The sequence below is a fragment of the Streptomyces sp. NPDC054883 genome (genome assembly GCF_053610645.1).
Map to the genome: position 1 here is coordinate 1 of NZ_JBSGYT010000046.1, position 15,600 is coordinate 15,600.

Consider the following 15,600-nt stretch of genomic DNA (forward strand, 5'->3'; position numbering starts at 1 on the left):
GGCCGGGACACGGTCCCGGCCCCGCCGCCTCACGAGATCAGCTCTCGTCGTTGTCGACCCAGCTCATCAGCTTGCGCAGCTTCTTGCCGGTGGTCTCCAGCAGGTGCGCCTCGTCGGCCTTCTTGTACTCGTTGTACTTCGGCAGACCGGCCTTGTACTCGGCCATCCAGGTGTTGGCGAACTCGCCGCTCTGGATCTCCGCGAGGACCTTCTTCATCTCGGCCTTGGTGGCGTCGGTGATGATCCGGGGGCCGGTGATGTAGTCGCCCCACTCGGCGGTCTCGGAGACCGACCAGCGCATCTTCTCCAGGCCGCCCTCGTACATGAGGTCCACGATCAGCTTCAGCTCGTGCAGGCACTCGAAGTACGCGATCTCCGGCTGGTAGCCGGCCTCGGTCAGGGTCTCGAAACCGGCCTTGACCAGCGCGGACGCGCCACCGCAGAGGACGGCCTGCTCACCAAACAGGTCGGTCTCGGTCTCCTCGGTGAAGGTCGTCTTGATGACGCCGGCGCGGGTGCCGCCGATGCCGGCCGCGTAGGAGAGGGCGAGCGCGAAGGCGTTGCCGGTGTAGTCCTGCTCGACGGCGGCGATGCAGGGCACGCCGCGGCCTTCCTCGTACTGGCGGCGGACCAGGTGGCCCGGGCCCTTCGGCGCGACAAGGGCGACGTCCACGTTGGCCGGGGGCTTGATGAAGCCGTAGCGGACGTTGAAACCGTGGCCGAAGAAGAGCGCGTCGCCGTCCTTGAGGTGGTCCTTGACGGACTCCTCGTAGATCTCGGCCTGGAGCGGGTCCGGGGTCAGGATCATGATGACGTCGGCCCACTCGGCCGCCTCGGCGACGGGGAGGACCTTCAGGCCCTGCTCCTCGGCCTTCGCCTTGGACTTAGAGCCTTCCTTCAGACCGACCACGACAGGGACGCCGGAGTCACGCAGCGACAGCGCGTGGGCGTGACCCTGGCTGCCGTAGCCGATGACCGCGACCTTGCGGCCCGCGATGATGGACAGGTCGGCGTCGTTCTCGTAGAACAGCTCGGCCACTGGGATATCTCCTTGGTGCGCTGGTGTTGCTCCCACCGTACGGCGGGGAACGGAATGTGAGTTTGTCGGTCTCGCCATGCGGGCGGCTTGCGTGTCGTCGCCGGGTCTCCGGCGGGTCACCGCGCAAGGCCGCTCCGCGGGGCGATCGGTCAGGCGCTGCGGTCGAGCGCGCGCAGGCTGCGGTCGGTGATGGACCGCCCGCCACGCCCTATGGCGATCGTGCCCGACTGCACGAGCTCCTTGATGCCGAAGGGCTCCAGCATCTTGAGCATGGCGCCCAGCTTGTCAGTGCCGCCGGTGGCCTCGATGGTGACGGCCTCCGGGGAGACGTCGACCGTCTTGGCGCGGAACAGCTGGACGATCTCGACGATCTGGGAGCGGGTCTCGTTGTCGGCGCGGACCTTCACCAGAACGAGTTCGCGCTCGATCGCGTTGTGCGGCTCCAGCTCGACGATCTTGAGCACGTTGACCAGCTTGTTCAGCTGCTTGGTCACCTGCTCCAGCGGGAGGTCCTCGACGTTCACGACGATGGTGATGCGGGAGATGTCGGGGTGCTCGGTGACGCCGACCGCGAGGGAATCGATGTTGAACCCGCGGCGGGAGAACAGCGCGGCGATCCGGGCGAGGATGCCGGGCGTGTTCTCGACCAGGACGGAGAGCGTGTGCTTGGACATGTGAGGCGTTCTCTCTCTCAGGCTCTCTCGGCTCAGTCGTCTTCGTTGTCGCCGAAGTCGGGACGGACGCCCCGGGCTGCCATGACCTCGTCGTTCGAGGTGCCGGCGGCGACCATCGGCCACACCATGGCGTCCTCGTGGACGATGAAGTCGACGACCACCGTACGGTCGTTGATCGCGTTGGCCTCGGCGATGACGCGGTCCAGGTCGGCCGGGTCCTCGCAGCGCAGGGCGACGCAGCCCATGGCCTCGGACAGCTTGACGAAGTCCGGGACGCGGGTGCCCTTGCGGGGGGCGACGGACTCGCCGAGCTGGGAGCCGACGGTGTCGTGGCCGGTCTCGTCCGCGTGCAGGACGGTGTTGGAGTACCGCTGGTTGTAGAACAGGGTCTGCCACTGGCGGACCATGCCCAGCGCGCCGTTGTTGATGATCGCGACCTTGATCGGGATGTTGTTCAGCGCGCAGGTGACCAGTTCCTGGTTGGTCATCTGGAAGCAGCCGTCGCCGTCGATCGCCCAGACGGTGCGCTCGGGCATGCCGACCTTGGCGCCCATGGCGGCCGGGACCGCGTAGCCCATGGTTCCGGCGCCGCCGGAGTTCAGCCAGGTCCGGGGCTCCTCGTAGTTGACGAAGTGCGAGGCCCACATCTGGTGCTGGCCGACGCCGGCCGCGTAGACGGTGTGCTCGGGGGCGAGTTCGCCGATGCGCTGGATGACCTGCTGCGGCGAGAGCATGCCGTCCTGCGGCAGGTCGTAGCCCAGCGGGTACGTCTCGCGCCAGCGGTTGAGGTCCTTCCACCAGGCGCTGTAGTCGCCCGCGTTGCCCTCGGTGTGCTCGGCCTGGACCGCCTGGACCAGGTCGGCGATGACCTCGCGGGCGTCGCCGACGATCGGGACGTCGACCTCGCGGTTCTTGCCGATCTCCGCGGGGTCGATGTCCGCGTGGATGACCTTGGCGAAGGGGGCGAAGCTGTCCAGCTTGCCGGTGACGCGGTCGTCGAACCGGGTGCCGAGCGCGATCAGCAGGTCAGACTTCTGCAGCGCCGTGACGCCGGTGACCGAGCCGTGCATGCCGGGCATGCCGACGTGCAGCGGGTGGCTGTCGGGGAACGAGCCGAGCGCCATCAGCGTGGTGGTGACCGGGGCGCCGGTCAGCTCGGCCAGGACCTTCAGCTCGGCGGTCGCGCCGGACTTCATGACGCCGCCGCCGACGTACAGGACCGGGCGCTTGGCCTGGCAGATCAGCTTGGCGGCCTCGCGGATCTGCTTGGCGTGCGGCTTGGTGACCGGCCGGTAGCCGGGGAGGTCGTGGGTGGGCGGCCAGGAGAAGGTCGTCTTCGCCTGCAGTGCGTCCTTGGCGATGTCGACCAGGACCGGGCCGGGACGGCCGGTGGAGGCGATGTGGAACGCCTCGGAGATCGTCCGCGGGATGTCCTCGGCCTTGGTGACCAGGAAGTTGTGCTTGGTGATCGGCATGGTGATGCCGACGATGTCCGCCTCCTGGAAGGCGTCGGTGCCGATCGCCTTGGAGGAGACCTGGCCGGTGATCGCGACGAGCGGGACGGAGTCCATGTGGGCGTCGGCGATCGGGGTGACCAGGTTGGTGGCGCCGGGGCCGGAGGTGGCCATGCAGACGCCGACCTTGCCGGTCGCCTGGGCGTAGCCGGTGGCGGCGTGGCCGGCCCCCTGCTCGTGGCGGACCAGGATGTGACGGACCTTCTTGCTGTCCATCATCGGGTCGTAGGCGGGGAGGATCGCGCCGCCCGGGATGCCGAAGACGGTGTCGCACCCCACCTCTTCGAGAGAGCGGATGAGGGACTGCGCACCCGTGACGTGCTCAACTGCGGCGGACTGCTGTCCACCCGTACGGGGCCGCGGCTGCGGATGGTGGGCCCCGGTGGCCTGGTCGGTCATCGGCATTCTCTTCTCGAAGCTGAGGGTTTAACGAGGAGCGGGGATCCCCCGGACCGTGGCCGGGGGCGTGTGCCAGTGCAACAAAAAACCCCTCGTGCCGGGAGGCAAGCGAGGGGAGCGCGTCGGGCGTTGTGGAGCGGGGACATACTGGCCCCAGCTTCAGCCGACGCGCTTTCCAAGTACGAGAATTCGGGTGCGCATGGCATTGACCCTCCCTCCGGCGGGAGGTCGATGTCAAGTAGGTGGGACGGGCGTCTCATTATGTGAGCCTCTACGGGTGACCATCGAGCCACTGGGCGCGCCTCCGGCCAAGGCGGGCTGGGCCATCGCGCCCGGTACTGGGAACGTACCGCGCACGAGGGCGCGCCGCAGCCTGTATTCGTCGAGTGGCCCGGAGAAGGCCAATCCCTGACCGTGGGTGCACCCCATCGAGCGCAGCGCCATGAGCTGCTCGGGCAGGTCCACGCCGTCGGCCACGGACTGCATGCCGAGGTCGTTTGCGATCCGCAAGAGCCCTGCGGTGATCTTGTGCAGGCGGGCGGACTCGACCACCCCCTCCACCAGGCCGCGGTCCAGCTTGAGCATGTCCACCGGGAGCCGGCGCAGGGCGCTGATGGCCGCGTAGCCGCTGCCGAAGCCGTCGAGCGCGATCAGGACGCCGAGCCGGCGCAAGGCCGCCAGGCGCCGCTCCAGCTCGTCGAAGGGGACCCTGGGGTCGTTGTCGGCGAGCTCGATCACCAACGCCCCGGACGGCAGCCCGTGCCGGGTCAGCAGGGCCTCCACCGAAGCCGCGGGCGCCGCCCGGTCCAGCAGCCGCTCGGCGGTCATCCGCACGGCCACCGGCACGCCGTGCCCGGCCCGGTGCCGCTCCGCGGCCTGCTCCACGGCCGCCTCCAGCAGCCAGCGCCCCAGCTCGGCGGCGCGTCCGGACGCGGCCGCGGCGAAGGCGCCGGGGGCCCGCGGCGAGGCGGCGTGCCCGCCCTCGCCGGACTCGGCGACGCGCAGGAACTCGGCCGGGGTGAAGAGGATGCCCTGAGCGGACCGCCAGCGGGCCTGCGCGGCCACCGCGGTGACCTCCCCGTCGGCCAGCGACACCACGGGCTGGTGCAGCAGGGCGAACTCGCCCTCGTGCAGTGCGGTGCGCAGCCGGCCCGCCAGCTCCGCCTTGCGTACGACTTCGGCCTGCATCTGCGGCGCGTACAGCTCGACGCGGTCCTTGCCGCCGGCCTTGGCCCGGTACATGGCCAGATCCGCGTTGCGCATCAGGTCCGAAGGGGTGATGCCGGGATCCGCGAATGCCACCCCGATGCTGGCGGCGACGCGGACCTCGCTCCCGGAGATCCGGTACGGCTGGGACAGCGTGGCGCGCAGCCGGTCGGCGATCTCGCGCACCTGGTACTCGCGGGCGCTCCGGTCACGGCTGCCGTCACCGAGGATCAGCGCGGCGAACTCGTCCCCGCCGAGGCGGGCCGCCGTGTCCCCGGCCCGGACGGAGTCCTGGAGCCGGCGCGCGGCCTCGACCAGCAGTTCGTCACCGGCCTGGTGCCCGATGGTGTCGTTGACCGCCTTGAACCCGTCGAGGTCGATGAAGAGGACGGCGGTGCTGTGGTCGCCGGCCCGGCGGCCGGTCAGGGCCTGGCGGACCCGGCGGGTGAACAGGGCCCGGTTGGGCAGGTCGGTCAGGGCGTCGTGCTCGGCGCTGTGCTGGAGCTGGGCCTGGAGCCGGACCCGCTCGGTGACGTCCCGGCTGTTGAGGATGAGGCCGCCCTGGTGGCGGTTGACGGTGGACTCGACGTTGAGCCATTCGCCGCCGCCCGACTTGAACCGGCACTCGATGCGGGTGGTGGGTTCCTCGGTGGGCGGCGCGGCGAGGAAGCGGCGCACCTCGTGGACCACGCGGCCCAGGTCTTCGGGGTGGATCAACGTCGCGAGTTCGGTCCCGACGAGCTCCTCCGCCTCGCGGCCGTACACCCCGGCGGCGGCGGGACTGACGTAGCGCAGCGTCCCCGTGGGTGCGGCGATCATGATGACGTCGCTCGAACCCTGCACCAGGGAGCGGAAGTGGTTCTCCTTCTGGGCCAGTTCCTGGGTGAGCGCGATGTTGTCGAGGAGCATGATGCCCTGGCGGATGACGAGGGCGAGCACGACCGTGCACCCGGTGAAGACGACCACGCGGTCGACCTTGCGGCCGTCCACCACGTTGTACAGGATGCCCAGCGTGCAGACCGCAGCCGCCAGGTACGGGGTGAGGGCGGTCAGCGACCCGGTGATGGGGCGGCTGACCGGGCGGTCGCCCCGGGGGTGCCTCGCGACGACGGGCCCCGGGGCGCTGCGCCGGGCGCCCCAGGGCGCGTAGGCCAGGAGCAGCGAGCCGGCGAACCAGCCGGCGTCCAGCAGCTGCCCGGACTTGTACTCGGCGCTGAGCAGCGGCGAGGTGAACAGGGCGTCGCTGAGCACGGTCAGGGCCAGCGCCGCGATGGCGGTGTTGACGGCGGACCGGTTGGTCTCCGAGCGCCGGAAGTGCAGGACCAGGACTATCGAGACGAGCGCGATGTCCAGGATCGGGTACGCGAGGGTGAGTGCGGCGCTCAGCACACTGCTGGGGGTACCGGACTGCGCGGTCCGCGCCGCGTTGGCGAGGGCCAGGCTCCAGGACAGGGTGAGCAGGGAGCCGCCGATGAGCCAGGAGTCGAGCCCGAGGCACACCCAACCGGCCCGGGTCACCGGGCGTTTGGCGAGGACGAGCAGGCCCACGATCGCCGGCGGCGCGAAGCAGAGGAAGGCGAAGTCGGCCAGCGAGTGTTTGGGCACCGCACCGCCGAGGATCACCTCGTACCAGCCCCAGATGGCGTTGCCGCAGGCGCCCATCAGGGAGGAGAAGGCGAACAGCAGCCATGCGGGACGCTCGCGCCGGTCGATGGTGCGCGCGTAGCCGTAGCAGGAGAGGGCGGCGAGCAGCGCGGCCCCGCTGAGCCCGAAGTCACCCATGAAGGCGGCCGTCAGCTTGGAGCCCCAGCCGAGGGCCGAACCGACGGCGTACCCGGCGCAGACGGCGGCGAGGAGCAGTTGCATCGCCAGGCTCCTGCCCCCGCCGCGGCTCGGCGGCCGGGTCAGGAGCGCCGCCCCCGGGGCGCTCACCGCTCCCCCTCGCCGGCTGGTTCGGGTGCACCCCGTCGTCGCTTCCGGCGGCTGTGCCGCAGCGGATCCTTCGTCCATTGGCCGTGCATCGCCCGTCGCCCCCCAAATGGTCCGATCACTCCCCAGCGCCAGACGTTCGTGGCGCAGCCCCTTCTTCCGGACGATACACCACTTTCGTTACTCAGGGACATAGCTCATCTACGCTCAGTGACCGCTACCGGCGGGCGGAAACCGCCCGCATCCGGACGAATGCGCCTGGTGACCATCCTGCCCTCAGTCCGTGATCAACACCGTGTTCTCCACGGGTTCCCCAGCTGCGAACCGGGCGAGCTGGCGGGCGACGAGGCGCTTCGCCCGTGGCTCGAACGCGCTGCTGCTGCCCCCCACATGAGGGGTGATCAGGAGGTTCGGAGCGTGCCAGAGCGGGTGCCCGGCGGGCAGCGGTTCCGGGTCGGTGACGTCGAGCGCCGCCCGCAGCCGCCCCGTCCCCAACTCCGCCCGTAGGGCGCCGGTGTCGACCACGGGCCCGCGGGCGACGTTCACCAGCAGGGCGCCGTCCTTCATGCGACCGAGGAACCCGGCATCCGCCAGGCCGCGGCTCTCCTCGGTCAGCGGCGTGCAGAGGACAACCACGTCCGCGTCCGGCAGCAGCCGGGGCAGTTCGGCGAGGGCGTGCACCGGACCGCGCGGCACGGAGCGGGCCGAGCGGGCGACGCGGGTGATCCGCCCGCATTCGAACGGCTCCAGCCGGTCCTCGACGGCCGCGCCGATGGACCCGTAGCCCACGATCAGGACGGACTTGTCGGCGAGCGCCTCGTAGAAGCCGGAGCGCCACTCCTCGCGGTCCTGGCCGCGCACCATGCCGGGGATGCCGCGCAGGGAGGCAAGGATCAGGGTGAGGGCCAGTTCGGCGGTGCTCGCCTCGTGGACGCCGCGCGCGTTGCACAGCCGTACGCCCGCGGGCAGGTCGTCGAGACCGGGCAGGACGTGGTCGATGCCGGCCGTCAGGGTCTGGACGATCCGGATGGCGGGCATGGCGGCCAGCGGGCGCAGGGTCACTACCGAGGACTTCATGTAGGGCGTGACGTAGAAGACGCACGCCCCCGGGTCGGCCGGGAACCGCTCCTCACCGTCCCAGCGGCGGTAGCGGAAGCAGTCGGGGAGGCCGTCGACCTCTTCGGCGGGGAAGGGGAGCCACACGTCCCCGGTCGTTGCAGTCATGATCACGAGGCTATGTGAAGGCAAGAGGATCAAGCCGTTAGTTTGAGGGCCGGACCGGGAGGGGGACTCAGGGGTGGAGCGCAGGTCGATCGGGGCGGGCTCGCTGACGGTGGGCGCCATCGGGCTCGGCTGCATGCCGATGAGCTGGGGGTACGCGCCTTCGCACCGCCGGGGCGAGGAGTCGCTGCGCACCCTGCACACGGCGCTGGACCTGGGGGCGAACCTGCTGGACACGGCCGATGTGTACGGGCCGTTCACCAATGAGCTCGTACTCGGGCGGGTGCTGCGCGAGCGGCGCTCCGACGCCTTCGTGTCCGCCAAAGTGGGGCTGCGGGCGGGCGAGCAGCACGTGGTGGCCGACGGGCGGCCGGGATACGTGCGGCGGGCCTGTGACGCATCCCTGCGGCGGCTGCGGACCGACGTCATAGACCTGTACCAGTTGCACCGGGTGGATCCGGACGTCCCGGTGGAGGAGACGTGGGGCGCCATGGCCGAGCTGGTGGGTGCGGGGAAGGTCCGGGCGCTCGGATTCTGCGCGCTGGGTGCGGCGGCGGGTCCGGGGGCGGGGCGGCGCGGGGACCGGGGGTACCGGGCGACCGTGCGCCACCTGGAGCGGGCGCAGCAGGTGTTCCCGGTGAGCGCGGTGCAGGCGGAGCTGTCGGTGTGGTCGCCTGAGGCGGCCTGGCAGTTGCTGCCGTGGTGCGCGGCGCGGGGAGTGGGGGTGCTGGCGGCGATGCCGCTGGGCAGCGGGTTCCTGACGGGGACGCTGCGGCCGGGGGCCGGCTTCGAGCCGGAGGACGTGCGGGCCCGGCACCCGAGGTTCACGGCGGACGCGATGGCGTCGAACCAGGTGCTGGTGGCGGGGCTGCGCCGGGTGGCCCTGCGGCACGGGCCCGAGGTGACGGCGGCGCAGGTGGCGCTGGCGTGGGTGCTGGCGCAGGGACCGCACGTGGTGCCCGTGCCGGGTGCGGACCGCGCGCACTGGGCGGCGGAGAACGCGCGGGCGGCGGAGGTCCGGCTGACGGCGGCCGATCTGGCGGAGATCGCGGGGTTGCCGGCGGCGGTGGGAGCCTGGGACTGAGCGGGCCCGTCCTCGGGCCGCTCGCCCACCACTCGATCGAGTGTACGAGCGGTGGAACTTCGGGTACGGCCGCGGCTGTTGAGTCAGATGGAAGGGCACAGTCGGAGGACCGGAGGGGAGCAGGGCGATGCGATACGGACAGGGACCGGCGGACGCGGCGCAGGGACAGGGTCAGGCGCAGGAGCAAGGTCGAGCGCAGGGGCGGGCATGGAGAGCCGGGGGCGTGCGGGAACCGCACATGCCGTACGAGGGCCCGCGCGCCCGGCCCCGTGGCGTGCTGGCGGCTGTCGCCCTGGCGGGGTGCGGGGCCCTGCTGGCGGCGGGGTGTTCACCGCCGGGCGGCGCCTCCCCCGGGCCGGGCAGCTCACCACCGGACCCGGCGGCCGCCGCAACGGCTGCCTCGGGCGGCCCGTCCGGCTCTCCGGAGGCTTCGGCGCCGCCCGCCAAGGGGTCGGTGACCGTGACGGGCGAGGTCGCCAAGGACCTGGAGTCGCCGTGGGGCGTGGCACCGCTGCCGGAGGGCGACCTGCTGGTGGCCTCGCGGGACAAGGGGACCATCAGCAGGGTGCAGCTGGGCTCGAGTTCGGGTGCGGGCGCGGGCGCGGTGACCCGGATCGGCGAAGTTCCGGGGGTGGCCCCGGGCGGTGAGGGCGGACTGCTGGGCCTGGCCCTCTCCCCCGCCTTCGCTGCGGACCACCTGGTGTACGCGTACTTCACGACCGAGTCGGACAACCGCATCGCGCGGATGCGTTACGACCCGGACCGGCCCCAAGGGCAGCAACTGGGCGCTCCCGACACCATTCTGCGGGGCATCCCCAAGGGTCTGATACACAACGGCGGCCGGATCGCCTTCGGTCCGGACAAGATGCTCTATGCCGGGACCGGTGAGACGGGTGACACGGGGCTGGCGCAGGACAAGAAGTCGCTCGGCGGCAAGATCCTGCGGATGACCCCCGACGGGCAGCCGGTGCACGGCAATCCGGAGCCTGATTCCGTCGTCTACTCCTACGGCCACCGCAATGTGCAGGGCCTGGCCTGGGACAAGGACAAGCGGCTGTGGGCGTCCGAGTTCGGCCAGCACACCTGGGACGAGCTCAACCTCATCGAGCCGGGCGGGAACTACGGCTGGCCGGAGGCCGAGGGCAAGGCGGGCAAGCCCGGCCTGCGGGACCCGGTGGCGGTGTGGAAGACCGACGAAGCCTCGCCGAGCGGGATCGCGTGGGCACAGGGCTCGATCTGGATGGCGGCCTTGAAGGGCGAGCGGCTGTGGCGGATCCCCTTGTCGGGGGCGAGCCCGGTGGCGCAGCCGGAAGCCTTCCTCCAGGGCACGTACGGCCGGCTGCGGACCGTGGTGGCGCTGGGCGGGGACAGATTGCTGCTGGTCACCAGCGAGACGGACGGCCGGGGGTCGCCGAAGGCCGGGGACGACAGGATCCTCACCCTGACCGTGCGGTGACCGGCAGGCCCCGGGAGGGGACCTCACCCGGGGTGTGCGGGCCGGTTTCACCGAAGGTCCCGTCCCGAAGGCCCTCGCCGACGACGCCGCGGGCCGGGTGCGGCACCGTTCGGCGCGTGCCGGCCGGGCGCGCCGGGCCGAGCGGGCGGCCGGCCCGGCGGCCTGCGCGCGCTACCGGCCCTGTGCCGCCGGGGCGGGCGGGGGCACGGGGACGACCGGGCCGAACAGCCGCAGCCGGTGGGCGAGCGCGGCCGCCTCGCCGCGGCCGGAGACGCCCAGCTTGGCCAGGATGTTCGAGACGTGCACGCTCGCCGTCTTCGGGGAGATGAACAGTTCCTCGGCGATCTGCCGGTTCGTGCTGCCCGTCGCAACCAGGCGGAGCACGTCCCGCTCGCGGCTGGTCAGGCCGAGGGCCTCGACCGGGTCCGCCTGCGGAGCGGCCGGGCGGTGCGCGGGTTCGGCGGCGGTGAGGGGGAGCCGGGCCCGCTGTGCCAGGAGGGCCAGGTCCTCGCGGAGCCGGCGGGCGCCCAGCCGGTCGGCGGTGGCGTAGGCGTCGCGGAGCAGGGCGGCGGCCCGTTCACGGTCGCAGCCGGCCGCCAGGCGGGCCTCGGCGAGCCGGTGGCGGGCGCGGGCCAGCAGGTACGGGCGGTCCAGCGGGGCGGTCGCCTGCACCACCGAGGTCCAGTCGCCGACGGTGTCCCGGCCCTCGGCCCGGCGCAGCTCGGCCCGTAGGTACTCGGCGTGCGCGGCCCACACCGGCACCGGGGTGGCCAGGTTCCGGGCGGCGTCGCGCAGGAGTGCCACGGCGGCTTCGCGGCCGGCCTCGGCGACCGGCAGGCCACGGGCGTCGGCTTCCGCGGTGGCAGCGGCGAGGAGCAGCGGCCAGGCGTAACGGTGGTGGCCGAGCGGGAAGCCGGAGGCCATCGCATCGGCGACCTCGGCGCGGACATCGGCGATCCGGCCCTCCCCCGCGGCCAGCCCGACCGCGAGGCGGTACAGCGGTATCCGGTGCTGCGGCTGGGTGTCGTGGGTGCCGAAATGGGCGTGGGCGGCGGCGAGCTGCGTCGCGGCTTCCGTCAACTCCCCGCGCGCCAGCGCCAGGTAGGCCAGGCGGGCGGAGCCGGAGCCGCGCGGGGCGGCGCCCTGGCCGACCCGCAGCGTGCGCCGGGCCGCCTCGGCGGCCTCGTCCCAGCGGCCCAGGCTGTACAGGCTCTCCGCCATGTTCCCCCAGATCCAGGCCTGGATGTCCAGGAGCCGGGCCTTGCCGACGAGTTCCACGCCCTGCTGGGCCAGTTCCACGGCCTCCCGGGACCTTCCCAGACTTTCCAGCTGGGAGCTGAGGTTGATGTGGGCGCGGCCCGCCAGCATGACGTAGCCGAGCGCGGTGGCCCGGTCCTTCACCTCGGTCATCACCGCGAGGCCCCGCTCGCGCTCCCCGGCATCGGCGAGCAGCGAGCCCATGGTGATCCGTGCGTTGAGCTCGATCTCCTCTGCACCGACCATGTGCGCGTACTCGACGGCCCGTTCGGCGGCCGCCAGGTTGCCGGGGCCGGGGTCGTGGAGCATGCCCCAGCCGGCGGCCCGGACCAGGACCTGCGCGTGGACCTGCGACGGCGGCAGCCCCTGGACGAGTTCCTGCGCCTTGGCCAGTTCCTCCCACCCGTCGCCCCGGCCGAGGCTGGCGACCAGGGAGGAGCGCTCGGTCCAGAACCAGGCTGCCCGCAGGGGATCCGGGTCCTCTTCGAGTATCCGCAGCGCCGTTTTGGTGATCTTGAGGGCGCGCTCCCGTTCGCCGCCGAAGCGGGCCGCGACGGTCGCCTCCGCGAGCAGGTCGAGGCGGGCGAGCGGGGTGGTGGCCGGGTCACAGCCGCACGGGGGGTACACGTCGGTGTAGTCCACCGGGCGCAGGGCCTCGCGGACCTCGGCGGGGGCGCTCTCCCACAGGTCCAGGGCGCGCTCCAGCAGCCGGAGCTGCTCGGAGTAGGCGTGTCTGCGGCGGGCGGCCACCGAGGCGGCGAGCACGGCGGGGAGCGCCTTCGCCGGATCGTTGGCGTGGTACCAGTAGGCGGCCATCCGGATGACCCGCTCCTCGGCGCGGACCAGCGAGTCGTCGGCCTCCATCGCCTCGGCGTAGCGCCGGTTGACACGGGCCCGCTCCCCGGGCAGCAGGTCGTCGCTGACGGCCTCGCGCACCAGCGAGTGGCGGAACCGGTAGCCGTCCCCGTCCGGGGTGGCGAGCAGGATGTTGGCTCCGACGGCGGCCCGCAGCGCCTCGATCAGCTCGTCCTCGGTGAGTCCGGCGACGGCCCGCAGCAGCGGGTACTCGACGGTGGAGCCGCCTTCGGCGACGATGCGCACCACGCGCTGGGCCGCGTCGGGCAGCACCTCGACCCGTACCAGCAGCAGGTCGCGCAGCGATTCCGTGAGCCCGGTGCGGCAGCCGCTCGCCCGGGAGGCGACGAGTTCCTCGACGAAGAAGGCGTTGCCGTCCGAGCGCTCGAAGACGGAGTCGACGAAGCCCTCGTCGGGCCGGGCGGCGAGGATCCCGGCGAGCTGGCGGCGTACTTCCGCCCGGTTGAAGCGGGGCAGCTCGATCCGCTGGACGGTACGCAGCCGGTCCAGTTCGGCGAGGAGGGGGCGCAGCGGGTGACGCCGGTGGACGTCGTCCGCCCGGTAGGTGGCGACGACGACGAGCCGGCCGCTGGCGAGTGTCCGGAAGAGGTAGGCGAGGAGGTGCCGGGTGGAGGCGTCGGCCCAGTGCAGGTCCTCCAGGACGAGCACGATGGTGCGCTCGGCGGCGAGCCGCTCCAGCATCCGGGCCGTCAGCTCGAACAGCCGGGCGGTGCTCTCCTCGTCGTGCGGCCCGCGCGGGGTGTCGCCGAGCTCGGGGAGGATCCGGGCCAGTTCGTCCTCCTGGCCGGCGGCCGCGGCGGCCAGCTCGTCGGGGAGCCGGCGGTGCAGGCTGCGCAGGGCGGTCGAGAAGGGGGCGAAGGGCAACCCCTCCGCCCCGATCTCCACGCAGCCTCCGACGGCGACCACCGCGCCCCGGCGGTCCGCCGCCGCCAGGAACTCCTCGGTGAGCCGGGTCTTGCCGACCCCCGCCTCGCCGCCGATGAGCAGGGCTTGCGGCTCTTGTCCGGCGGCGCGCGTCAAAGCGTCCACGAGTACGGCCAGTTCGTCGGCTCGGCCGACGAACACCGGGCTGACAGATCTGGTCTCCACGGCGTCGAGCATCGCACAGGGACCCTGCCCGGCGGCACTCGTTATCGGTGCGCTTCCCATCACGTGTCAGGTGGGCCGCGGTGCCGGGCGGTTCACGCCGCCCGGGTGAAGCGGCTGCGTTGGACCCTCACCGGTGCCCCTTCGGTTTCCTGGCTCCGTGCGGAGGCGGCGCGGCTCGCCTTCTTGGCCTCCCGGACCAGCCGGTACCGGTCGGCCCGGCGGATGAGGTCGGTGTGGTGGGCGGTGGCGATCTCGTAGGCGAACATCTCGTACTCCCTGGTTGCGGCTCTCGGGCACCTCGTTCGGTGTGATCCAAGATTCGCGTCCCAGGGGGTACCGCCACATCGGGCGCATGCCGCATCTACGCGGACCGGGGGGCCTTAGGCGGGGGCTGTCGACGCCTGAGGCGAGGTGAGCGGGGCTGGGGCGGGCGGGCGGGAAGGTAAGGCGGACGCGGCGAGGTAAGGCGGTGCCTAGGCGGGCTGGGCAGGGGCGGTCGGGACGGGGAGGAGGACGTCGAAGTACATGAGCCCGAAGACCAGGATCCCGACGATCCCGAGGGCGACGGCCGCCCAGGCGACGGACCGGACCCAGGTCGGAAGGGTGCGGCCGGGGGCGCCGAACGCCGGACGGGCCAGGACGAAGACGGCGATCAGGAGCGCGATGGTGGCGAGGACGCCGTTGACGAGCGCGGTCGCGTGCCACGGCGCGCTGTAGAGCGCGGCGATCTTCTCGTTGTTGTCGGCAGCGGCACTCAGGTCGAGCTGGTTCGCGAGGTTCTCGCGCTCAGCGGCGACGCGGGAGACCCAGCTGCCGCTGAGGGCTACGGTGCCGAGCGCGGCGGCGACGATCGCACAGGCGGCGGCCCCGACGCCACCGGCGCGCTCGTCGGCCTCGTGGAGCTCGTCGCGCTCGTGGAGCTCGTCGCGCCCGTCGGCCTCCTGGGTCGCGTCGGCCGTGTCCGTCGCGTCGGCCTCGGTGGCCGCCTCCGTCCCGGCGGCGGCGTCCTTGGTGAGGTCGACGGACCGGCCGGCCGGTTCGGCCTCCGCCGGGCCGGCCGTGGTGTCTGCCGCCGTCACGCCCTCGGGGGTGTCGGCGTCGGCGGGGGCGGGGGTCTTGGTGGTCTCCATGCGGGGCACCGTAGGCGGCGTTTCTGAGAGGTTCCTGAGAACCTCCGCCCGTTCGCCCAGGTGGACCGTGGGTCAGGGAGCCCGCCGGCGCCGCTCTCGGCTATCGCGAGGCGCGTTCCGGCCACTCGGAGGCCAGTACCGCCCACACTTCGGTGTCCTGGCGGACGCCCCGGTGCGGGTAGCTCTCCCGCAGCACCGCCTCCCGCGTCATGCCGAGGCGCTCGGCGACCGCGAGGCTCTTGAGGTTGGCGGAGGAGGCGCGCCACTCCGCGCGGTGCATCCCGCGCGCCCGGAAGGCCCAGTCGATGAGGATCCGGCAGGCCGCCGTGACCAGGCCCCGGCCGGCCGCGGCCGGCTCCAGCCAGCAGCCGACCTCGCAGTTGCCGGTCTCCGCCTCGAAGATCCGGAAGAGGACACCCCCGACGAGCGTCCCGTCGACCCGGATCCCGTAGAGCCGGCCGCCGTCGGCGGCCGTCTTCTGCGCGTAGCCGGAGAGGAAGGCTCGGGCCGAGTCGGGGTCCGTGACGAAGTCGGGCAGCTGGATGTGTTCGCCGATGTAGTCGCGGCCGCGGTCCATGTGGGCCAGGAACTCCTCGGCGTGCCAGACCTCCAGCGGGAACAGCTGGGCGTCGTCGGCGAGGTCTATCGAGAACATGCGGCTGTTCCTCCGGATCGGCAGGCCTGGGGGTGAGTGGCTGGTCTTGGTGTTTCACGGTGCGGTCGGCG

The 15,600-nt window shown here is 72.5% G+C and carries 11 protein-coding genes; 2 read left to right on the top strand and 9 right to left on the bottom strand.

Going from position 1 to position 15,600, the window contains the following annotated elements:
- Nucleotides 1-37: 37 nt before the first annotated feature.
- The 5 genes from ilvC to ACWGH1_RS27525 form a co-directional block, all read right to left on the bottom strand.
- On the bottom strand, nt 38-1,039 hold the full coding sequence (gene ilvC, locus ACWGH1_RS27505; protein ID WP_136214557.1) for a ketol-acid reductoisomerase: 1,002 nt from the start codon (nt 1,037-1,039) through the stop codon (nt 38-40).
- Between the two features lie 149 nt (nt 1,040-1,188).
- Complete coding sequence (ilvN, locus tag ACWGH1_RS27510) at nt 1,189-1,713, bottom strand: acetolactate synthase small subunit (RefSeq protein WP_069922074.1); 525 nt, start codon at nt 1,711-1,713, stop codon at nt 1,189-1,191.
- A gap of 32 nt (nt 1,714-1,745) precedes the next feature.
- The gene (locus ACWGH1_RS27515; RefSeq protein ID WP_453355237.1) at nt 1,746-3,632 is read right to left on the bottom strand and encodes an acetolactate synthase large subunit; all 1,887 of its coding nucleotides are present in this window, start codon (nt 3,630-3,632) and stop codon (nt 1,746-1,748) included.
- Nucleotides 3,633-3,860: 228 nt separating this feature from the next.
- Complete coding sequence (locus ACWGH1_RS27520) at nt 3,861-6,764, bottom strand: putative bifunctional diguanylate cyclase/phosphodiesterase (RefSeq protein WP_453409091.1); 2,904 nt, start codon at nt 6,762-6,764, stop codon at nt 3,861-3,863.
- 273 nt (nt 6,765-7,037) lie between these two features.
- Complete coding sequence (locus ACWGH1_RS27525) at nt 7,038-7,985, bottom strand: 2-hydroxyacid dehydrogenase (protein ID WP_453356648.1); 948 nt, start codon at nt 7,983-7,985, stop codon at nt 7,038-7,040.
- Nucleotides 7,986-8,058: 73 nt separating this feature from the next.
- Here ACWGH1_RS27525 and ACWGH1_RS27530 point away from each other — a divergent pair, with 73 nt between their 5' ends.
- Both ACWGH1_RS27530 and ACWGH1_RS27535 read left to right on the top strand, forming a co-directional pair.
- A complete protein-coding gene (locus tag ACWGH1_RS27530) occupies nt 8,059-9,066 on the top strand; it encodes an aldo/keto reductase (RefSeq protein WP_453356649.1) in 1,008 nt (335 codons plus the stop codon).
- A gap of 238 nt (nt 9,067-9,304) precedes the next feature.
- A complete protein-coding gene (locus tag ACWGH1_RS27535) occupies nt 9,305-10,522 on the top strand; it encodes a PQQ-dependent sugar dehydrogenase (protein ID WP_453356650.1) in 1,218 nt (405 codons plus the stop codon).
- Nucleotides 10,523-10,693: 171 nt separating this feature from the next.
- Here the strand turns inward: ACWGH1_RS27535 and ACWGH1_RS27540 are convergent, their stop codons facing one another.
- The 4 genes from ACWGH1_RS27540 to ACWGH1_RS27555 form a co-directional block, all read right to left on the bottom strand.
- On the bottom strand, nt 10,694-13,756 hold the full coding sequence (locus tag ACWGH1_RS27540) for a helix-turn-helix transcriptional regulator (RefSeq protein WP_453356157.1): 3,063 nt from the start codon (nt 13,754-13,756) through the stop codon (nt 10,694-10,696).
- 80 nt (nt 13,757-13,836) lie between these two features.
- The gene (locus tag ACWGH1_RS27545; protein WP_453356158.1) at nt 13,837-14,010 is read right to left on the bottom strand and encodes a hypothetical protein; all 174 of its coding nucleotides are present in this window, start codon (nt 14,008-14,010) and stop codon (nt 13,837-13,839) included.
- A 207-nt stretch (nt 14,011-14,217) separates the two neighbouring features.
- The gene (locus tag ACWGH1_RS27550; RefSeq protein ID WP_453356159.1) at nt 14,218-14,874 is read right to left on the bottom strand and encodes a hypothetical protein; all 657 of its coding nucleotides are present in this window, start codon (nt 14,872-14,874) and stop codon (nt 14,218-14,220) included.
- Nucleotides 14,875-14,974: 100 nt separating this feature from the next.
- Complete coding sequence (locus ACWGH1_RS27555; protein WP_453409092.1) at nt 14,975-15,529, bottom strand: GNAT family N-acetyltransferase; 555 nt, start codon at nt 15,527-15,529, stop codon at nt 14,975-14,977.
- Nucleotides 15,530-15,600 lie beyond the last annotated feature (71 nt).